The organism is Paenibacillus sp. FSL R5-0810, from assembly GCF_038002285.1.
GTDB lineage: Bacteria > Bacillota > Bacilli > Paenibacillales > Paenibacillaceae > Paenibacillus_AQ > Paenibacillus_AQ lactis.
Window position 1 is genome coordinate 1,882,462 of sequence record NZ_JBBOCF010000001.1, and the last position, 19,612, is coordinate 1,902,073.

Annotated in this window: 14 protein-coding genes and 1 pseudogene; 2 read left to right on the forward strand and 13 right to left on the reverse strand. The window is 52.7% G+C overall.

The annotated features are described in order from the left end of the window. Positions 1–3 precede the first annotated feature (3 nt). From MKX76_RS08485 to MKX76_RS08495, 3 genes and pseudogenes are all read right to left on the reverse strand, one after another. Positions 4–189, reverse strand: coding sequence for a hypothetical protein (locus tag MKX76_RS08485; protein ID WP_007131369.1), 186 nt, complete (start codon positions 187–189; stop codon positions 4–6). A gap of 194 nt (positions 190–383) precedes the next feature. Next, positions 384–942, reverse strand: a pseudogene (locus MKX76_RS08490) (GNAT family N-acetyltransferase). A gap of 189 nt (positions 943–1,131) precedes the next feature. After that, positions 1,132–2,187 carry a GntR family transcriptional regulator gene (locus MKX76_RS08495; RefSeq protein ID WP_341033464.1) on the reverse strand — a complete coding sequence of 352 codons (1,056 nt, stop codon included), beginning with the start codon at positions 2,185–2,187 and terminating at the stop codon, positions 1,132–1,134. 127 nt (positions 2,188–2,314) lie between these two features. Between MKX76_RS08495 and MKX76_RS08500 the strand changes: the two genes are divergently transcribed. Next, the gene (locus MKX76_RS08500; RefSeq protein ID WP_210094975.1) at positions 2,315–4,360 is read left to right on the forward strand and encodes an RICIN domain-containing protein; all 2,046 of its coding nucleotides are present in this window, start codon (positions 2,315–2,317) and stop codon (positions 4,358–4,360) included. A gap of 384 nt (positions 4,361–4,744) precedes the next feature. Here MKX76_RS08500 and MKX76_RS08505 read toward each other — a convergent pair whose 3' ends face one another. The 8 genes from MKX76_RS08505 to MKX76_RS08540 all read right to left on the reverse strand — a co-directional run bounded on the left by MKX76_RS08505 (position 4,745) and on the right by MKX76_RS08540 (position 16,556). Continuing rightward, positions 4,745–6,508 (reverse strand): glycoside hydrolase family 2 protein, encoded by a 1,764-nt coding sequence (locus MKX76_RS08505; RefSeq protein WP_341033465.1) that lies wholly within the window; start codon positions 6,506–6,508, stop codon positions 4,745–4,747. A gap of 71 nt (positions 6,509–6,579) precedes the next feature. Next, the gene (locus tag MKX76_RS08510; RefSeq protein WP_210094974.1) at positions 6,580–8,604 is read right to left on the reverse strand and encodes an alpha-L-arabinofuranosidase C-terminal domain-containing protein; all 2,025 of its coding nucleotides are present in this window, start codon (positions 8,602–8,604) and stop codon (positions 6,580–6,582) included. A gap of 19 nt (positions 8,605–8,623) precedes the next feature. Beyond that, on the reverse strand, positions 8,624–9,529 hold the full coding sequence (locus MKX76_RS08515; RefSeq protein ID WP_007131362.1) for a carbohydrate ABC transporter permease: 906 nt from the start codon (positions 9,527–9,529) through the stop codon (positions 8,624–8,626). A 14-nt stretch (positions 9,530–9,543) separates the two neighbouring features. Further along, a complete protein-coding gene (locus MKX76_RS08520) occupies positions 9,544–10,503 on the reverse strand; it encodes an ABC transporter permease (protein WP_007131361.1) in 960 nt (319 codons plus the stop codon). A 32-nt stretch (positions 10,504–10,535) separates the two neighbouring features. Continuing rightward, positions 10,536–12,110 (reverse strand): extracellular solute-binding protein, encoded by a 1,575-nt coding sequence (locus MKX76_RS08525; protein WP_007131360.1) that lies wholly within the window; start codon positions 12,108–12,110, stop codon positions 10,536–10,538. 118 nt (positions 12,111–12,228) lie between these two features. Then, the gene (locus MKX76_RS08530; RefSeq protein ID WP_007131359.1) at positions 12,229–13,824 is read right to left on the reverse strand and encodes a response regulator transcription factor; all 1,596 of its coding nucleotides are present in this window, start codon (positions 13,822–13,824) and stop codon (positions 12,229–12,231) included. A 23-nt stretch (positions 13,825–13,847) separates the two neighbouring features. Continuing rightward, positions 13,848–15,620, reverse strand: coding sequence for a sensor histidine kinase (locus MKX76_RS08535; RefSeq protein ID WP_007131358.1), 1,773 nt, complete (start codon positions 15,618–15,620; stop codon positions 13,848–13,850). A 75-nt stretch (positions 15,621–15,695) separates the two neighbouring features. Then, complete coding sequence (locus MKX76_RS08540) at positions 15,696–16,556, reverse strand: AraC family transcriptional regulator (protein ID WP_244869109.1); 861 nt, start codon at positions 16,554–16,556, stop codon at positions 15,696–15,698. A gap of 126 nt (positions 16,557–16,682) precedes the next feature. Between MKX76_RS08540 and MKX76_RS08545 the strand changes: the two genes are divergently transcribed. Further along, positions 16,683–18,221, forward strand: a complete 1,539-nt coding sequence (locus tag MKX76_RS08545; RefSeq protein WP_213614057.1) for a sulfatase family protein — start codon at positions 16,683–16,685, stop codon at positions 18,219–18,221. A 132-nt stretch (positions 18,222–18,353) separates the two neighbouring features. Here MKX76_RS08545 and MKX76_RS08550 read toward each other — a convergent pair whose 3' ends face one another. Both MKX76_RS08550 and MKX76_RS08555 read right to left on the reverse strand, forming a co-directional pair. Next, entirely contained in the window at positions 18,354–18,887 is a 534-nt protein-coding gene (locus MKX76_RS08550) for a chromate transporter (protein WP_213614055.1), read from the reverse strand. Positions 18,888–18,901: 14 nt separating this feature from the next. Continuing rightward, a complete protein-coding gene (locus tag MKX76_RS08555) occupies positions 18,902–19,537 on the reverse strand; it encodes a chromate transporter (protein ID WP_210094972.1) in 636 nt (211 codons plus the stop codon). Positions 19,538–19,612: the final 75 nt, after the last annotated feature.

Below are 19,612 nucleotides of genomic sequence, written 5' to 3' on the forward strand. Positions count from 1 at the left end.
CCCTCATACTTTCTTATCCACAATGTGCTTGTTATCTTTGAGCTCCCGAATATCTTTACGAAGCAGCCTCATCTCGTGAAGCATTGCATCCATGCGTGTGATCATCTTGGAGGTATCGATGGCATAACGAACAGCAAGAACTAGAGCGATGACACCGACTAACAAGAATCCGATCCCGATGAACTCCATTACCTTCCCCCCCATCAATGAAGATGGATAATCCCACGGAGCAAGCATTGCAAAACGGCAAATACCAGCTCCGAATCCTGGATCTCGTTCTTCTGAATGCGGTGCAGACACTCCTGAACCGGAATCCGGATCACATCAATGTGCTCGTAATCTTCCGGCCGGGCTTCACCTCGAACCAGAATCTCTGTCCCGCTTCACCGCTCATCGCTTCGCACTTCCGTATTGGACCTATCGAGTTCATCTCTCAAAATCGAGAAAAGATACGAATCGTGAAACCGTCCCTTGAACCACAGATGCTGGCGCAAATGGCCCTCCTGCGTCATGCCGATGCGGCGAAGAACGCCTGCCGAGCCTGCGTTTCCTGGCCGGCAGGTAGCATAGATCCGATGAACACCGAGCGTCTCGAAGCCGAAACGGCATATCGCTTCGGCCGCTTCCGAAGCATAACCCTGCCGCCAATGATCCCGGTTTAAGCAATATCCCATCTCGGCATTGGTGTCCATGCGATAAATGCCGCATCCTCCGATAAGAGCCCCTCCATCCTTCAATGTGATCGCCAGCTCGTAGTTGTTCCTCGGTGTCTGTTCGCTGTATTGAATAACCATGTGGAGGTATTGCAGCGTGTCTTCTTCTGCATTTGGCCCCCACATCGTGTGCTCGGTGACCGCGGGATCGGATGCATAGCGATGCACATCCTCGCATATCCGCCATCGTAAACTCCCGAATGATCAATCGTTTCGTCTCAAGCTGCATGTCATCCCCCTTGCCCCGATTACCGGATCTATCTTTCACCTTATGTATAGACATTTACGTTACAGCCATTGTACCATGTTCATATTCCCTTCACCCTGCCCCCATTTAAAAAAGAAGCCTGCACCATATCAGGCGCAGACGCTTCTTGAAATCGCATTGTGCGAAGGTTTTTCCCTCAAGTCAAAGGAATCATTGCGGCCAAATCCAACGGACGGGTACCACTTCGCGCCTCGGCTCAAAAGTCCCGCTTAGCTGTTCCGACAGCAAGTCGACGGCGATACGGCATACGTCATCCAATTGTTGATGGACATAAGGAACGCCTTCGAGATCCGGATCATCAAAGGCAGCCAGCTGGGGTGAACTCCCCGTTCCCAGCCCATTTTCCCGAATCGCGTTTGAGGCATAGCGTGCCAGTTCCGCGTTAACCGCAAAGACCGCCGTGACATCGCGCCGAGCACGCAGAAAACGCTCGATTTCCCGTTGGCCGCGCCCTTCTCCGATCGTACCCAGGTCCAGCATGCACCACAGCGTCTTGTCTATGGGCAAGCCCTGCTCCATGAAGGCAGCCTCAAATCCTTTGGCTCTTTCGTCAGTAACCGAATTCGTAATTTCAGGAGACAGGTAGGCGATGCGCGTGTGTCCTGCCGCAAGCAATCCGGATACGGCTTCGCGGACGCCGCCATAATTGTCGGAGCTCACGCTGTAGGTCTTGATCTCTTTCAGGAAGCGGTCGACAAGCACCAATGGAACCTGGTCAAGGGACAAGCGTAAAATTGCGGTATTGTAGCTTTCCTGCTCCACGGGAAAAATAATAAATCCGTCAACTCCCCGTTCCCTGAACTGCTCAATCGTTCGGGACTCTTCCTCCGGCGACTCGCGCGTAATGCGGAACATCAGGTCATAGCCTCTGCCGGCACAGTATCGCTCCAGCCCGTCGAGCAGCTGCTGGTCGATCTTGGTTTTCATCGTCGGCAAAATAATCGCGATCGTCCGTTTCGTAACCGGCGGATGCTCCCGTACTTCCGGAGAACCATCCTCCCGCACGAAGGTTCCTTTTCCCCGAAATCGTACGATCAAACCTTCCTCCACCAATCCGTTAAGTGCGTTTTTGGATGTGATTTGGCTTACGCCGTATTGCTGAGCAAGCTCCTTCTCCGAGGGCACCAGAGCGCCTGCCTGAAGCTCACCGCTTCGAATGCGGCGGCGGATGTCGTTTTGAATTTGTTTATATAGCGGATGCTCCATATCATACCTCGCTTTTTACATCGAACCCGACTGAAAATAATATATATTTAGTATATCTTAATTTATATCAACTGCGATACAATCCAATTTAGAGAGCGCTTTCTAAATTGGATTGGGAGGTTTGTCTATGAGTCGGATCCAAAGTTTATGGAAGAAATCGCTTGCCTTCATCATGATCTTCGCGCTTGCTTTAACGGCACTCCCGTTGTCGCCGGTCCATGCAGCTTCTACCGGCATGGCATGGGCTTCGCAGCAGATCGCCATCTATACCCCGCCTTCTGGAGGCGTATGGTATCCAAGGCTCCTCAAGCTGTCGCCAAGCGAATGGCTTGTATCCTTCGACACGAACGCCGGTGGAGGCAACACGCGAATCGTGGTCTCCAGGACACAGGACGGCGGCAAAACATGGAGTGCTCCGATCACAGCTGTATCAAGCACCGCCGGCAATGTGGGAAACGGTCAAATGCTGAGGCTGCCGAGCGGAGAAATATGGCTGGCTTACCGGCTCGTCGTGCAGAACGGCTCGACCTATGAGATCCAGCTAAACGTCCGGCGGAGCGTTGACGGCGGACATACATGGAGCGATTTGCCAGGCGGACTGATCGGCAGTTCAACCGCCTCCGGCTTTAAAGGTTTATGGGAGCCGCATTTGGAGATGATCAACGATACGATTGCGGTGCTCTATGCGGACGATAGCCCGACGGCCGTCGGAACGACCGGTTTGCAAAATCTGTACATGAAGACATGGAACGGCAGCAGCTGGGGCAATCGCATCACCGTCAGCGACGGAGTTGCAGCTGGCTCCCGCGACGGCATGCCGGTCATCACGCGGATGAACGACGGCCGGTATATAACCGTGTTCGAAGCCTCAGACGTAGCCGGCCACCCTTTTGTCATCAAATACAAGATTTCACCGGACGGCTTCAATTGGTCGGTTCCCCGCCAGACGTTGTACGTGCCAATCGGCAGCGGCAAAAAGGCGGGTGCCCCGTTCGTCGTAAAGCTCGCTGACGGTCGCCTCATGGCGGCATTCCAGACCGATGAGAGCAGCGCCAATACGGGAGATCCCTACACCTCGATGCATACGATGATCAGCTCCGATAACGGCGCGACATGGCAGCATAAAACCAACGTTTTTCCAGTGTCCGATACGAAGTCTTCCAATTGGAACGCCCTCATGACCATTGATTCCACTCGCGTCGCAGCCGTCACCAGTGCAACCTATCCGGCTAACGGCATCTATCTGCGCTTTGGGCATTCCGTGACGCCAGCGCAAACGAATCTCGTCAACAATCCCGGGTTTGAAACGGCGAATGTAACCGGCTGGACCACGTACGGCGATGATTATCCGAACCGGATCCATATCCACGGCGTCAATGACGGTGTCGGGCTTCCCGCAGCAGAAGGCTCTTACTTCGTTGGACTTGCGGGGACAACCGGGCCCTCGACTGCATATATCGGTCAGACGATTACCGGCCTTGATAACGGCACCTATACGATGCGTGCCCACATGCGAAGCAGCGGTGGCCAGAACAGCTGCGTAATGGAAGTGAAGGATTATGGCGGCAGCATGCTTCAAACCGGATGCCCTATCACAACATCATGGACGCCGGTGTCGATTTCGAACATTCAAGTGACAAACGGCAAGGCAACGATCGGTTTCTACGTATCGAACTCCTCCTCATCCCAATGGGCGGATCTGGATCGGGTTGAGTTCATCCGGGAACAAATCACGATAGCCTCGGGTCAAACCTATCGTCTCATGAACCCGAACAGCGAGAAAATGCTCGAGGTTGACGGATGGAGAACCGAGAACGGCTCGAATGTGATCATATGGGACGATCACGGCGGGGCGAACCAGCAATGGCGAATCACGGAGACTTCCGGGGGGAATTACAGCCTGATCAACGTCCATAGCGGCAAAGCCCTTGAAGTTGACGCATGGGGAACGGATAACGGCTCCAATGTGACCATATGGGACAATCACGGCGGCGCGAACCAGCTGTGGCGGATCGTCGACGCAGGAGGCGGTTCCTATAAACTGATTAACGTTCACAGCGGGAAAGCATTGGACGTAAGCGGCAGCGGCACGGCCAACGGGACGAACGTGCAAATCTGGCAGGACCTGAATAATGCCGCACAGCAATGGAAGCTGGTTCAGTTGAATTTATAATGGGGCTGCAGGAGCTGTTCACGAGCGGGGGCGTCTATCCGATTCTCGACTCCGCTTTGTTCGTTTATCAGGCGTAAGGATAACTTAATATTGGAATAGACGAAGAAGGCCAGGCAGTCCAGAGCGGACTGACCGGCCTTCTTATCATGCTTCTATGAACCCTTATGAGCGTTCATCGAGGATATTGTTGACGCAACAGGAAGCAGCAAAGGAAATATTTATTATCATGAGCCTCAAGGATCCTCGTTGATTTGGCAGCTGACTCGTCAAATGACACACGCATGCAATGACCTGACTTGCGCAGCATCATTTCGGATCAAAATTGTCCTCCGGTATATCCAGCCTTTCAACGCGTTCTTTTACGGTCACTTCCACCAAAAAAACTTAAGCCATATTGATCTCTTTAATTGTGGACAACGGGATTTTCGGTTTGCGGTCCTCCGTCAACAAGCCGTTGATCTCCTGCTGCACATCGGTTAGCTGCGTGTAGCAATACCCGCATATATAATCCACGCTCTTGATCGCCTGAACCAAGCCCTCAAACCGCTTCATGAAATCCTCTTCCGTAGCTACCTGCCGGCCATACCCCCACCCTTTATCCGATTCGAAGGCGATGCCGCCAAATTCGCTGATGATGATCGGCTGGCCGCGATATTCATACCCTTCGGCAAATGCGTATTTCCAGTGGTTGCAGGTCATGTCCTTGTTGACGATGGCATCCTTGTTGCCTCGGTACCGCCGCAAAAAGCCGCTGCCGGTTTCGACGTAATCATGCAGCGTTAAGATATCGGATACGGTGTGCTCCCACCCGTCGTTCGTGATGACAGGACGGAAAGGATCAACCGCTTTGGTAAGGTGATAGATGCCTTCGGTAAATTTCTGCTGCCGGACGTCACGGAGAATGGACGGAATGCCCCAAGACTCATTGAACGGCACCCAGGTAATGATGGACGGGTGATTGTACTGCTGATCGACGATTTCCAGCCATTGCTTCGTGAACGCTTCGACCGCTCGTTCATTGAACTCGAAGGTAGCCGCCATTTCGGACCAGACCAGCAGCCCTTTGACGTCGCACCAATATAAAAAGCGGGCATCCTCGATTTTCATATGCTTGCGTACGCCGTTGTAGCCCATCTCCAGCATGAGGTCGATGTCGGCAATGATTGCCTCCTCGCTTGGCGGCGTTAAATGGCTGTCCGTCCAGTAGCCCTGATCCAGAATCAACCGTTGATATATCGGCGCATTGTTCAGCAGTATTTGACCGTTCTCGATCGAAACCTTTCTCATTCCGAAATAGGAAAAAACCCGATCGACCACCCGGTCTCCCGCATACAGGACAAATTCCACATCGAACAAATTCGGATGCTGCGGCGACCAGAGGCATTTCTTCCACGGTCCGTTCGCCTCGTGCACCAAATCAACTTCCACCGATAGATTCGGTCGATCCGCAAGCAAGGAGACTCGTTTAACCGGTTTGCCTTTCAGCGTCACGATCGCCTCCAACCGTAAATCCAAGGTCGCGTCGATTCCGCTTAACCGGTAATCGAAGCGAACGGTTGACCGGTCGATATCCGGAGTGATTTTGACCGTGTCCAGCCGCTGCTGCTCCACGAATTCCATCCATACAGTCTGCCAAATGCCCGTCGTCTGAACATAGAAGCACTCGAAGCTGTCCTTGGTCCAGCGCTGTTTGCCGCGCGGTATGGTGCAATCATTGCTGTCTTCTGCCTTTACCGTGATTTGGTTGTCCGCTCCGAAGACCAAATACGGGGTAATGTCAAAGCTAAAAGCCGCGTATCCTCCTTGGTGGTTGCCGGCCAAGTTCCCATTGATCCATACCTTAGCGCTATAGTCCACCGCCTGAAAGTGAAGGATGGCTCGTTTACCTGACGCTTCCTTCGGGATATGCACCTTTTTTCCATACCACACATGCGGATGAAACTCCTCGATCCCGATCCCGCTTGCCTTCGTTTCGTATGTAAATGGGACGGTAATCGCATGCGTACCCGCTAGGGATTTAGGCCACCCCTCTTCTTCGCCCACATTGTCGTCATCAAAACGAAAATCCCAAAGACCGTTCAGATTCAGCCAATGTTCCCGGACGAATTGAGGCCTGGGATAATCCTTCCGATAAGCTCTGGTTGTCATTTCCTCTCCTCCTATTTCCTGTTCGCAATGATGGTTCGGATGGGCTTTTCGCCCTTGTTTCGTAAACCAACCTACCCCGTTTCTGGCGCGGCATTCATCTCCAGTGCGTATACCGATGCCGGACGCAGCGGATAACCGTTTTGCAACGCCTCGAATGGAACAGTTCTTACCGTCGATTTAATGCATTCCGGCTCAAATACAGAGTTGATCGCTTCCACGGAGTCGCCTGTAATTTCGTGAAGCAGTATCTCTGAGGACGATTCATATCCGGGAAGATTCAGTTCAACCTGGACTTCCTGCAGGCTGCGGTTCACGATAAAGACCGTCATGGTGCTCCCGTCTTCATTCGTGCAGGCGACGACATCAAGATCCGGCATCGCATCAAGATCGATCGGAGCCGGCTTGTTTGACCGAACCGAGAAGCTGCCGCACTCCACGTCGGCAGGAAGCAGCCTATGGATGTCCCGGTTCGCATACAGCTTCATCACTTCGTAGGTCGGAGTTCCGTATACAGTCAACGGATGGCCGCTCCAACCTGGTAATTTGCCGCGGTATTGGTCCGCATAATAATCCCCTACTCGGATGCAGCCACCGAGCCATCCATTAACAAGATCGGAGAAGCTGCCGATATGCACCATGTCGCTTGCTCGCAGCATTTCATTAAGATTGCCGGCGTTGGCGACCGCGGCCCCCAGCGTATGCTCATCCGGCAAGCCTTTACGCACGGTGTTCGGATAGTACATCGTATTGTATTCGGTGATAGCCAGCTTGATATGACGATGATTCTCGGTAGCCTGAATCTGTTCTACTGTGCGGCGAATGTCATCCCGGGTCCATTCCGGGAAGACGGCAATCGCTTTGTAGCGTTCTTCTGCAGGCGTATCCCGGTTCATCCCGAACCGGTTAAGGCCGTGATACAGATGCAGCGTCAGATAATCAATATGTGCGCCGGCAATATCCAGCACGGCCCGGTTCCAGTCTTGGTCGGTATGCCCGCAGGCCAATATCACGACCGACGGGTCCGCCGCCTTCATCGCTTCGGCAAAGGAGACACACCGCTCGGCAAAACGGTCCGCAGAACAGGTGCCTACCTGCCACCCTCCCCAAACCTCATTGCCGATCTCCCAATACCGGACATTGTAAGGCGCCGGGTAACCGTTAGCGGCACGCACCGCCCCCATTGGGGTTTCGGCGCTTCCGTTGCAATACTCCACCCAACGAGCGGCTTCCTCCGGGGTTCCGGAACCATCGTTAACGCAGATGAGCGGCTCTACCCCAAGCTCCCTGCAGAACCGGATAAACTCGTCCGTGCCGAAATATTTGCTCGTCCAGCCGCCCCAGGCTTCATTGAACATGACCGGTCGTTCCAATACAGATCCCACTCCATGTTCAAAATGGTAGGCGCTGATGTAATTGCCGGCCAGCCGCATCATGCCCGCGTTCAGCTCTCGTGTCATGTCCATCACTTCGCCCTTCACGCCGCCGATATTGTCTGCGGGCAGCAAGGAAACGTGGTCGAGCCAAAGCATGCCCGTGGATACATGATCAGTCCATCTCGGGTGCTCCATCGGTACGTATACCCGGATTTCAGCATGCTCGCACGTGCGGGACACCGGCAGCGCTGCCTCGTACTCCTTCCAGTTATGACTGCCCAGCTCAATCCTTGCACGGCCGAGTAACTCCTCCGTACGCCGGTCCGCCGCCTCGACGATCAAGTATTGCAGCTCGATGGACGCCCGTGCCACCACCCGGACGCTGTACGCCATCGGGCCTTTGAGTGCAGCTTCTTGCGCAATTCCGGCAAATGCCTCATCATCGCTCTGGACGCGGATTCGCTGCGCCCGTCCCGAATGCTTCGGAGCCGGTGCTTCCAGCGCATACGAAGTGTTCCGTCCATTCGTAAATGGCCTCCAGCTTCCGGATACGGCTGTCTTGCCTTCGGCTTCGCTCTCAAAATCCATGTCCTTCAGAGGATAGGCCAGCATCGCCTCCATGTGATCGCGAATATCCTCGACAAAATGACCGAACAGATAAGGGTTTATCGTATGCCCGCCGGGCCGCCCAACGTCAATTGTTATCTTCGCTTTGCGTTTCAAATGAATCCCTCCTAGTCGTTTAACCTTTGATAGAGCCGATCATGACTCCTTTGACAAAATGTCGCTGCACAAACGGATACATGATGAGCACCGGCAGGCTGGACACAATAATGACCGCGTACTTGATACTTTCAGCCAGAAGCACTTTATCTTCCAGACCTACGCTGCCGTCCACGGCATCCGATTGGCTGATCAGCAATATTTCGCGCAGCACCAGCTGCAGCGGATACATTTCTTCGCGGCGGATATAGATAAGCGCATTAAAGAAGGAATTCCAGTGGCCCACCGCATAGAACAGCACCATGACCGCCAAGATCGGCTTCGACAGCGGCAGAATGATGCTGATGAGCAGCCTCCAATTGGAGCAGCCATCAATATGGGCAGCCTCTTGAAGCTCCCAAGGAATGCTGGATTGGAAATACGTTCGCATGACGATCAGGTTGTACGTAGAGACCGCCCCAGGGATGATCAGCGCCCACATTGTGTCGACCATCCCGAGGTCTTTGACGAGCAGATAGGTCGGAATCAATCCTCCGCTGAAGAACATCGTGAGCGTGACGATCAGCATCAGCCCTTTGCGCAAAGGCAGATCCGGCCTTGATAGCGGATAAGCCGCGAGCAGCGTCATCAAGATATTGATCGTCGTTCCGACTGCCGTATACAGAATTGAATTGCCGTATCCGGTCCAGATTTTATCGTTTTGCAGAATATTAATGTAAGCATCCAGCGTCACGCCCTTCGGCAGCAGCCACACCTCTCCGCCCAGCACCTTTGCCGGATCGCTGAATGAGGCGCTGACCACAAACAGCAGCGGATACAGCACGATCAGCATGATCACCGCGGCGACCGAATAGATCACGATGTCAAAGCAACGTTCATCCTTCGCGGTATGGCGCGTTTTATTAACCGGGGTTCGTTGGGACATGGAGCCCTCCTCCTTTACCATAGACTCGTCTCCGACGTTTTCCTCGCGAAGCGGTTCACTAGAAGCAGCAGCGTAAGGTTAATCACCGAGTTAAACAGCCCGATCGCCGCGGTGTAGCTGTATTCGCCCTTAAGAATCCCGGTCGTGTACACGAACGTGGAAATCACGTCGCTTGCCTCTAGATTCAGGTTGTTTTGCATCAGCAATATTTTCTCGAACCCGATATTCATGAATTGTCCGACATCGAGAATCAGCAAAATGACGATGACGGGCACGATTCCCGGCAGAGAGACATGCCAAATGCGCCGCATCCTGGAGGCTCCATCGATCTTGGCCGCTTCGTACAGCTGCGGATTGATTCCGCTGAGCGCCGCGATGTAGATAATCGACTGCCACCCCATGTTCTGCCAAATGTTCGAGCCGATGAAGATCGTCTTAAACCAGCTGGCCGATTCCATGAACCGAACCGGATCTCCGCCAAATGTCTGGATCAGCATGTTTAAAGGACCGTTAACCGACAGCATCACCGTCAAGATGCCCACGATGACAACCACGGAAATAAAGTGCGGAATATAGGTGATGTTTTGCAGCCATTTACTGTAGGCTTTGCTGCGAATCTCATTCACGAGCAGTGCCAGCATGATCGGAATAGGGAACGCGAGCAGCAGTGAGATCAAATTGATGGTTAGCGTATTGCGCAGCAGTCTCCAGAAATAATACGAATCGAAAAATCGCGTAAAATGCTCGAAGCCGACCCATTCGCTGCCGAATATCCCTTTGGCCGGGTTGAAATTTTTAAAAGCGATTTGAAGTCCGTACAAGGGACCATAGTGGAAAATCAGATACCAAGCAATCGGCAGCAGCAGCATCAGATACAGGTCATATCGTTTGGCCATCTGAACCAAGAGGCGGCTGCCGCGATTCGGACGGCTGGGGGGCAGGTTGGCCCCCGGAGGGGCCTCCATGTTGTTCATAATATCTACTCCTTAACCAGCGGCAATCAGCCTTATTTTTTCATCTTGTCGTAAGCATCCTGATACAACTGCTGCAGCTGATCCATCTTCATCTTCTTTAAGGTCGACTGGAATTCTTCCCATTTATCGAAGCTGAGGGCGCCGGCAATGAATTTCGTGCTCTGCTCCTCGTAATACTTGTCAATGTCGTTGCGTAGGATATTGACCTCTTGCGCGGTTTTCTCATCAAACATCGGTGCCGCGTAACGTATCTCCGGCATGAACGGATCCAGCTTCTTCTGCGCATCCTGCACCTGCGGCGGATTAATATAGGAGGAGACCTGCTCGCTGATCAGATGAGGCGCTCCGCCGCCGGCATACGGGGTAATTTTCGGCTGCGTTTCGGAAGTCGAGTATTCTTCCTTGTAGTACGGGATGCCGTCTTTCAGCTCGTAGTGCTCGCCTTCTCTACCGAACCGCAGGAGCGTGGAGCCTTCATCGCTGTAGAAATAATCGATCCAGCGAATCGATGCTTCGGGATGCTTATTCTCGGACGTGATGGCATAAGCTCCTGGATCTCTCGGCACCGGCGACGCCTGGCTTTGCATCCGGTCTCCGTGCGGTCCAGCCGGAGGCGCCATCCCTTCGTATTGATCCGCGATCGGCAGGAAGTTGTTATTCGTTTGGTCGAAGAATACTCCCGTTTTGCCTGACCCTTGCTTCGCCAAATACTGCGCTTCCGTATGAGAGAACACCTCGGGATCAAGCAGCTTCTCTTTGTACAGCTTGTTCAAGTACATCAGCATTTCTTTGTTGCGTTCGCTGCCCATCCAAATTTCAACCTTGTCGTCGACGATGTTAATGTTGTAGCCAAACTGCTGATCCAGACCGAATGAGCCGCTCATCATCGTCACGATATGTAGTCCTACACGGGCGGTCATCGGAATCTCGTCCTTCTGGCCGTTTCCGTTCGGATCCTGATCGCGGAAAGCGACCAAGACGTCGTACAGCTCATCCGTCGTCTCGGGCACCTGCAGCTTCAGCTTCTCCAGCCAAGCCCGGTTGATCCATTTCTTGTCCGTCCGTGCCGATCCGAGCGTCACAATTCCCGGAATCGCATAAATATGACCTTCCGGCGTCGTAATTGCCGCGCGGATTTCTGGATATTCCTCCATCAGCCTGGTGAGGTTGGGGGCGTAATCCCGGATCAAGTCTTCCAGCGGAATCAGCTGGCCGCCTGCCCCGTAACGAACCGCTTCGAGCGGTGTAAGACCGGAGCGGTATAACACATCCGGAAGCTCATTCGAGGCGAACAGCAGGTTCTTCTTTTCCTGGAAGCCATCGGTCGGTGCTTCGATAAACTCAACCTGAACATTGCTCATTTTCTCGTAATCCTGAAATACCGGCATGTCTTTGAACGGCCCGTTCACGGGTGCGATCCGGGTGAACATCTTCAGCTTGATCGGTTCCTGCACGATCGGGAATCCTTCCTTGCTCACCGCGTTTGACGCTGCTCCCTCTGGGGCGGTATCCTTCTTCCCGCCGGTCCCGGAGCTGCAGCCCCCAAGGATCAGGCCTGATATAATCATCAAGCTGATTGCAGACCTGCCCCATTGTTTTCGCTTCATACAATGACCTCCTCTTTCTCGATGAATATCACTACTTGTAAGCGTTTGCGTTGATGTGGATTTATTATAGTCGATCCCATCAGAGGGCAAATTCCACAAATATGACCTCATACTCCACTTATTTTACGGAGTTGCCTGGCCTGACCCTTTGCACATAGGCTTGGGGCGTCATGCCTGTCCTTTCCTTGAATACTTTAAAGAAATAATTGTAGGTGCTGAAGCCGACCTGGACGCTGACTTGCTTAACCGAATAGCGCCGGCTTTCCAGCAGCTTACGGCTTGCATCGATTCGCACCCGGTTCAAGTATTCCGAAAATGTCATGCCTGTCTCCTCTTTGAAAATCCGGCTCAGATATGATGGATTCAATCCGATCGCCCCTGCCGCAAGCTCGAGCGTAATGTAGCTATGATACTTCTCCAGGATCAACAAAATCGCCTGGGAAACATGCCGCGAATGATGGCCGGCGGCACGCTGAAGCTTCAAACGGTTCAACAGCTCGGCATAATAAGAAAGAAGCCATTGCTCCAATTCATCCACGCTCCCGATTTGTCCCACATCGTCGCGCGGTGGAAGGACGCCGTTCTCTTCGCCTTCATCAGCTAAGGGAAGCCATTTTCGAATCGCCTTCTCTGAGGCGGACAACAGCTCGCGTACGATCAGCTGGACCGACGGCGAATGGATCGGCTGCTTGCGAAGTCCGTCAAACACGGAAGCAATCACTTCCTTTACGCCTTCTCCGTCCAAATTTTCCACGGTGAGAAGAAGCTGCTTCTGCTCCTCGATGGTCAAGGATACACGTTCGCTGTGCAGCCCCGCCGGCTGCAGGGCCGGAGCAGCATCCAAGGCCCGCTCAGCCGTCCGGTAGCTGGCTTCGAGCCGGGAGAGGCTGGAGCATATGTGTCCGACGGCATACGTGCATTTCAAATTCATAAACAGCTCCAGCGAGTGACGGAGATGGCTCATCAATCTTTCGGCTTCACTTGCGGCAGCCTGCTCGCTGCGCTCCTGGAATGCGAACACGACGGCGATGCGTCCGTTCTCCACATAAGCTGCCGTCCGCTGCGACATGTCGCCGCCCAGGCTTTGCTGCATCAGATCTACCGCCTGCTTCATCAGCCGGTTCGTCTCCACATCGCTTCGCGACTCTGTGAGCAGCAGGAAGGAAGAAATTTGCATTGCCGCAGCTGCAAAACATACTGCCCCCGCATACAAGCCGTTCTGTCTGGAATAGGTCTCCAATTCGATCGCCGACTCGGTCTTTCCCCGCAGCGCTTGAACGATGAGCTCACGCATATCCGAAGGACCGGCGGGTAACAGACGATGTTCCGCTTCACGCTCTTCCATCTCCTGTACGGCTTTCTTCAGAACGCCCATGAGCTGAGCTGCGTCCAAACGATGCTTGAGTAAATAATCGACTGCCCCGTTCTTTAAGCATTCGCGAACATAGTCGTAGTCGTCGTAGCTGCTCAGCATAATGGTTTTGGCGAAGGGATACCGTTCCCGGATCGTCCGGTTGAGTTCCACACCGTTTATGCCCGGCATACTTACATCCAAAATGACGATATGCGGCCGATTCCATTCAATCATACGGAGCGCCGTTTCTCCCTCATAGGCCTCGCCGCACAGCTCGAAACCGTGAATGCCCCAATCCGATATCGTTCTAAGATGGTGGTGCACCAAAGGTTCATCGTCAACCAACAGCACTTGATACATCGCTTATTCCCCTTTATATCAATCTATTTACCGCTCCCCATTCCGGGGAAGCTGAGCTCGACTTTCGTGTACAATCCCTCTTCACTATAGAGCTTGATCCCATAGGGCTTGCCGAACAGCCTATGGATCCGCTCATGCACATTACGCACCCCCATGCCGCTGAAGCGCGAGTAAGTCCCTTCGCTGCTCTCCTCCAGCCGCACCATGCTTTCATTGCTCATGCCTTTGCCATTATCGATCACTTCGATCTTCAGGTCTCCATCCTCGCCGAAGACTCGGATCAGCACGAATCCCCCGTGGCCTGATGGACCGAAGCCATGCATCAGCGCATTTTCGACAATGGGCTGTAATGTCAGCTTGGGTACGCGGCATTCCAGCAGATCTTCATTTTCTACCTGAATCTGCACCGGAATCGGTTCAATAAACTTGTATTTGACGATTGCGACATAACTGTTGACGTAATCCAATTCCTCTCTTAATGTAAGAAGCTCTCCTGAATTACCAAGCACGCCGCGCATCAGTTCAATCAGTGCTCCCGACACCTCTTCGATGTTGGGCACCCCGTTCAGCTTGGCCAAATATTTGATCGTATTCAGAGAATTGTAGAGAAAATGCGGGCGGATTTGTGCCTGGAGTGCGGTGAGCTCCGCCTCCCGTTTGGCTTGCTCGCTCGTCCGGATTCCTTCCATCAAGCGTTTCAATTCATCCACCATACCGATAAACACGTGATATAAATCGCCGATTTCGTCCTTCGACTCGATCTCCGTTCTCGGAAAGTCGAGATTCCCGTCCTTGACCCGCATCATCATCGTTTTCAAACGGCGGATGTGCAGAGTGGTGCGGGACGACATCTGAAGCGATCCGAACAGCACGGCGATGAAAACCACGACCGATACCTCTACCATGAGATTGCGTATTCTTATGGATTCGCTCAGCAGCGAATCGAGCGGAATCAACGCCCGGGTCGTCCACCCCGTATACTCCGATTTCCGGCTGACGACGATATAAGGCTTTCCGTCAATGACTTGTTCCGCGGTTTCTTCGATACTGGACAGCTCAGCTGCATCATAAATCGCTTTTTCCATACCGGGGGTTACGCTTGCCGGAGCCGAATCGGACTTGTAAACAAGCTGCTTCTGCCCGTCGAGCACATACAGCATGCTATCGGCGGTCGGCTTGACTCCGTATGTTTTACGAATGAAATCATAATGCAGGTCCACCATGACCACGCCGATCGTTTCCCGATCGTAGCGGAGGACGCGGCCAACAGAGATTGCCTCCGTTGTGCCCAAATGCTTGAAATATGCGTGGCGCTCCCCATTGCGCAGCATGAAATCCATCGTGCTTGTTTCCAGGAACGTACGGTCGATCCAAGGCCCTCCCGAGAAGAATACTTTTCCGTTCAGGCCGATGACGGCAATTCGGGAAATATACGGCTTGTAATCGATCAATCCCGACAGATATTCGGTGATCCTCTTCTGCTCTTGAAACCATTCATAGCTGATTTCTTCGCTTGGGCTCAGGACCGTATCGATCACCGTATTTTTGTTGGTAACCGCAACCGTGTTCAGCCGATCGATCTCTTGGAGCATAACGTTAAGGGATTCGTCCGCCTGCCGGATGCTGTCCGAAACCGAGGTAATGGCGGTACGCTTGATCGTATCCCGCATATTCACATAAACGATGCTGGTAACGGAGACGATCGAGAGGAGCGTAAGAAAACCGAGCGCAACAAACATTTTTCCCTGAATGCTTAATTTGGGTGAAATCCATTTTTGCAGCGTGGCCAGCGTCATTGTCCGCTCTCCTTTTCGGCTGGAATGATAAAAACAAGATGGGTCGTAAGCGTTTGCAATAATAACAAGCTCCGGCTAACCTTTCGCACCGGTTCGCATGGCCAGCGGAGGCATATTGTAATAAATTTTAAAAGCTCGTGTGAACGTGTACAGGTTCGGATAGCCGAGGGACAATGCGATTTCAGTGACGGAAGCATCTGTCTCGGTAAGCAGGCGCTTCGCTTTTTCCATACGGATGTTTTGAAGATATTTCTGCGGGGATACCCCGACTTGAGCGGCAAACACGTTGGAGAAATACGAGCGGTGCACCCCTGCGAAAGCTGCTACCTGCTGCACCGTTATCCCTTCGGTTGCGTGAAGATCCATAAAATCCATGCACGCCCGGATCCACCGCGAGGGCTCGCTTGAGTGGACGGGTTCTGTATCGGGTATAAGCAGCGCCATCAGCTCGCATACCATCCCTTGAAGCGCCAAAGAGACGGCCGGATGCCAGCGCTCGGTGCCGGCCATCTTATCAAGCGTTTTTGCTGCCGCTTCCTTGACCGGTGAAGTAACCATTTGTTTCCCGTATGGTCGATCCGGCGTGATCCCGGCAAGCCCCAGCAGCCCTTTGACCCGGGTGCCGTCCACGGCAAGCCAATTCATTTGCAGAGGCGCATCGGATGCAAGCGCGTAATAATCATAGGTCCTGCCCGGGAACAGACAAAACAGATCGTTCTTGCTGAGCTCCACCCTTTTGTCGCCGAATTCAAGGCATACCCTTCCTTCAAGAACCAAATGAAGGCTGTAACATTCAATCCGCTTCGGCCCGACCTTGTAATTAGCCTTAGCAATGCTTCGGCCGCCCCGGACTGGCCATAACTGCGCCTCCTTATCGAGGTAGCCGGGCGTGTAATAAATAAACTCGGCAAACTCGTGATCATATTCCTGCATCATCGATTGCCACCCTCCTGAAAGTGTTGATGAAATCATCTAGATAACAAAATGACAATATGTAGACAACATAACGATATTCCTAAACCATTGATAATTCAATATTATCATAATGGGAGGGGATAAATTTTGTCTAGTCAACCTAACATTTTACTAATCACAAGTGATCAACAGCATTGGAACACGATCGGTGCCTTTCAACCGGAAATTTCGACTCCGAATTTGGATCGGCTGGTACGGGAAGGGACGATGTTCGAGCGGGCCTATTGTCCGAATCCTACTTGTACGCCCAGTCGAGCCTCTATCATTACTGGCATGTACCCAAGCCAACACGGCGCATGGACATTGGGAACGAAATTGCTGGAGGACCGCCATACGGTCGGGGAAGATTTCAGTGCGGCAGGATACAAAACCACGTTGATCGGCAAAGCGCATTTTCAGCCCTTGAAATCGACGCCGGAGTACGAATCGAAAGAAGCATACCCGGTCTTGCAGGACTTGGAATATTGGCGGAAGTTCCATGGACCGTTCTATGGCTTCGACCACGTCGAGCTAGCACGCAACCATACGAACGAGGCACATGTCGGACAGCATTATGCACTGTGGCTGGAAGAGAATGGATGTACTAACTGGCGCCAGTACTTCCTTCCTCCTACCGGCACAATGAATCCCAAGCAAACGTACAAGTGGCCGATTCCGGAACGATACCACTACAACGCGTGGATTGCCGAGCGTACGAACGCCCGTCTCGAGGAGCACAACAAAACCGGAGTCCCGTTCTTCCTATGGGCGAGTTTCTTCGATCCGCACCCGGAATATTTGGCTCCGGAGCCATGGGATACGATGTACGATCCGGAGGAGCTTACGATCCCCGCGCTTGTGCCTGGTGAGCATGATCGCAATCCACCGCATTTCGGCATGACCCAGGAGGAAAATCCCGACTTCTCCGAATGGATGGAGACGGGATTCGGCATCCACGGTTATCGTTCGCATCATTATTATGAATACGGGGGCAAAGAACGGCTGACGGAATATGACAAGAAGAAGCTGGTCGCCGTTTATTACGGCATGATCAGCCTGATGGACAAATATATCGGCAGCATTCTGGATAAGCTGGACGAACTGGGTCTAGCCGAGAATACCCTGGTCGTATTTACGACGGATCACGGTCATTTCTTCGGCCAACATGGCCTGCAGGCCAAGGGAGGATTTCATTATGAGGATTTGATCAAGCTTCCGTTTATTGTGCGGTATCCCGGCCGGGTTCCCGCAGGAAGAAAGTCGAGTGCCATCCAATCCCTGGTTGATCTGGCGCCCACCTTCCTCTCATTCTGCGGATTGCCGATACCGCCAGCCATGGCCGGCGTCAACCAGAAGGACGTCTGGCTCGGCTCCCGGGAAAGCGTAAGGGACCATGCAATCTGCGAATTCCGGCACGAGCCGACGACGATTCATCAAAAAACGTACGTGGATGATCGCTACAAAATCACGGTCTATTACAATCAAACGTATGGGGAAATTTTCGATCTGAAGGAGGATCCGGGGGAGCTTCGCAACTTATGGAGCGAACCAGGGTACGAAGGGTTAAAGTCGGAGCTTCTTCTCAAATATGTGTGGGCAGAGCTCGGGAAAGAACCGATGCCGATGCCGAGAATTCATCACGCCTGAACGGCTTCTTCATTAAATATAACTTCATGATTTAACCTTGTAACTAAAATAGGGGGGACGTTCGATAAGGCTATTTTGCCTTCGATCTGCCCCTCTTTTTCTGTAAATTTATCCTTGCCATCCATTTGAAGGTTAGAACACTACGATACCTGCAACCGCGGACAGCAAAATCACTGCAAAGGGATGTACTTTATACTTCGTCACCATCACGATACTGCCGGCGCAGATCAACAGCATTCCGATTATCGACCAGCTCGGCACCGCTTCTCCGCGCCCGCCGAGTCCAAAATGGATAGCGGCGTAAATGATTAGGCCGGTAACGATCGGACGCAAGCCGTAAAACGATGATTTGATCCAATCGTTGTTGTACAGCTTCAGAAAGAAAGCCGAAATTAGAATGACGAGGATGAGCGACGGCAAGATGATGCCGACCGTGGCAACGATGGCTCCTAAAACACCGGCCTCCGAGTATCCGATCAAAGTAGCAGCATTGGTCGCAATGGAACCCGGCGCCATGCCGGCCATAGCTACGACTTCCTGGAATTCCCCGAGATCCGTCCATCCCCTTCCCTCCGCCTCCCGCTGGATTAGCGTGAGCACGGCATATCCGCCGCCGAACGAAACGAGGCCCACCTTAAGAAAGACAATGAATAACTGCCATAGCATAAGTGGATCCCCCTTCAGATGTAATATTCCGGATATTGCAATTCCCGCTTTTCTTCATACGGCGGCTTCTCTGTACGAACGGCCATTCCGAGTTTGCGCTTGCATAAGACCACCGCTATTCCCGCAAGCGGCCCTCCAAGGATCAGATATAGCGAATGGATACTGGTGAACAACAAGAGAAGCACCGCAATCGCTGCGATCATCAGCGTAGCGGCATCCAGGATGGAGGACTTCCACATTTTGCAGGCAGCAACGATAATCAGAGCCACTATCGAAGCATGAATGCCTTGGAGCGCAGCTGTCACTTTCTCGTTATCCTTAAAAATCGTGCTGAGGAGACTCAGAAGAAATACGATCATGAACGTGGGCAGCGTGATTGCAAAGACTGCCGTAACCGCCCCTAAGATCCCGGCAAGCCGATAGCCGATAAAGGCAGAGGAATTAACGGCAACCCCACCTGGAGCGGAGCCGGCAATGGTCATCATCTCCGCCATCTCTTCCTCGTTCATCCACCCTTTCTTATGAACGATTTCTTGTTCGATCATCGCGATCATCGCATAACCTCCCCCGAACGTGGAAGGTCCGATTCTTAAAAAAACGCCGAACAATTGCCTCAACAGCTTAAATCTCCGGCTTTGCGCATCGTTCATCCGGCCTCACCCTTTATGCTCTAGTTTGTCATATCAGAATTATAGCACATTAATTCCATTTTGGTATTAAGTTTT

What these genes read in the sequence shown, in the direction of transcription:
- MKX76_RS08555 (WP_210094972.1), bottom strand. Translation starts at nt 19,537, where the DNA reads ATGAACGATGCGCAAAGCCGGAGATTTAAGCTGTTGAGGCAATTGTTC.
- MKX76_RS08505 (WP_341033465.1), bottom strand. Translation starts at nt 6,508, where the DNA reads ATGACAACCAGAGCTTATCGGAAGGATTATCCCAGGCCTCAATTCGTC.
- MKX76_RS08535 (WP_007131358.1), bottom strand. Translation starts at nt 15,620, where the DNA reads ATGACGCTGGCCACGCTGCAAAAATGGATTTCACCCAAATTAAGCATT.
- MKX76_RS08550 (WP_213614055.1), bottom strand. Translation starts at nt 18,887, where the DNA reads ATGCTATGGCAGTTATTCATTGTCTTTCTTAAGGTGGGCCTCGTTTCG.
- MKX76_RS08525 (WP_007131360.1), bottom strand. Translation starts at nt 12,110, where the DNA reads ATGAAGCGAAAACAATGGGGCAGGTCTGCAATCAGCTTGATGATTATA.
- MKX76_RS08540 (WP_244869109.1), bottom strand. Translation starts at nt 16,556, where the DNA reads ATGATGCAGGAATATGATCACGAGTTTGCCGAGTTTATTTATTACACG.
- MKX76_RS08495 (WP_341033464.1), bottom strand. Translation starts at nt 2,187, where the DNA reads ATGGAGCATCCGCTATATAAACAAATTCAAAACGACATCCGCCGCCGC.
- MKX76_RS08530 (WP_007131359.1), bottom strand. Translation starts at nt 13,824, where the DNA reads ATGTATCAAGTGCTGTTGGTTGACGATGAACCTTTGGTGCACCACCAT.
- MKX76_RS08515 (WP_007131362.1), bottom strand. Translation starts at nt 9,529, where the DNA reads ATGTCCCAACGAACCCCGGTTAATAAAACGCGCCATACCGCGAAGGAT.
- MKX76_RS08520 (WP_007131361.1), bottom strand. Translation starts at nt 10,503, where the DNA reads ATGAACAACATGGAGGCCCCTCCGGGGGCCAACCTGCCCCCCAGCCGT.
- MKX76_RS08500 (WP_210094975.1), top strand. Translation starts at nt 2,315, where the DNA reads ATGAGTCGGATCCAAAGTTTATGGAAGAAATCGCTTGCCTTCATCATG.
- MKX76_RS08485 (WP_007131369.1), bottom strand. Translation starts at nt 189, where the DNA reads ATGGAGTTCATCGGGATCGGATTCTTGTTAGTCGGTGTCATCGCTCTA.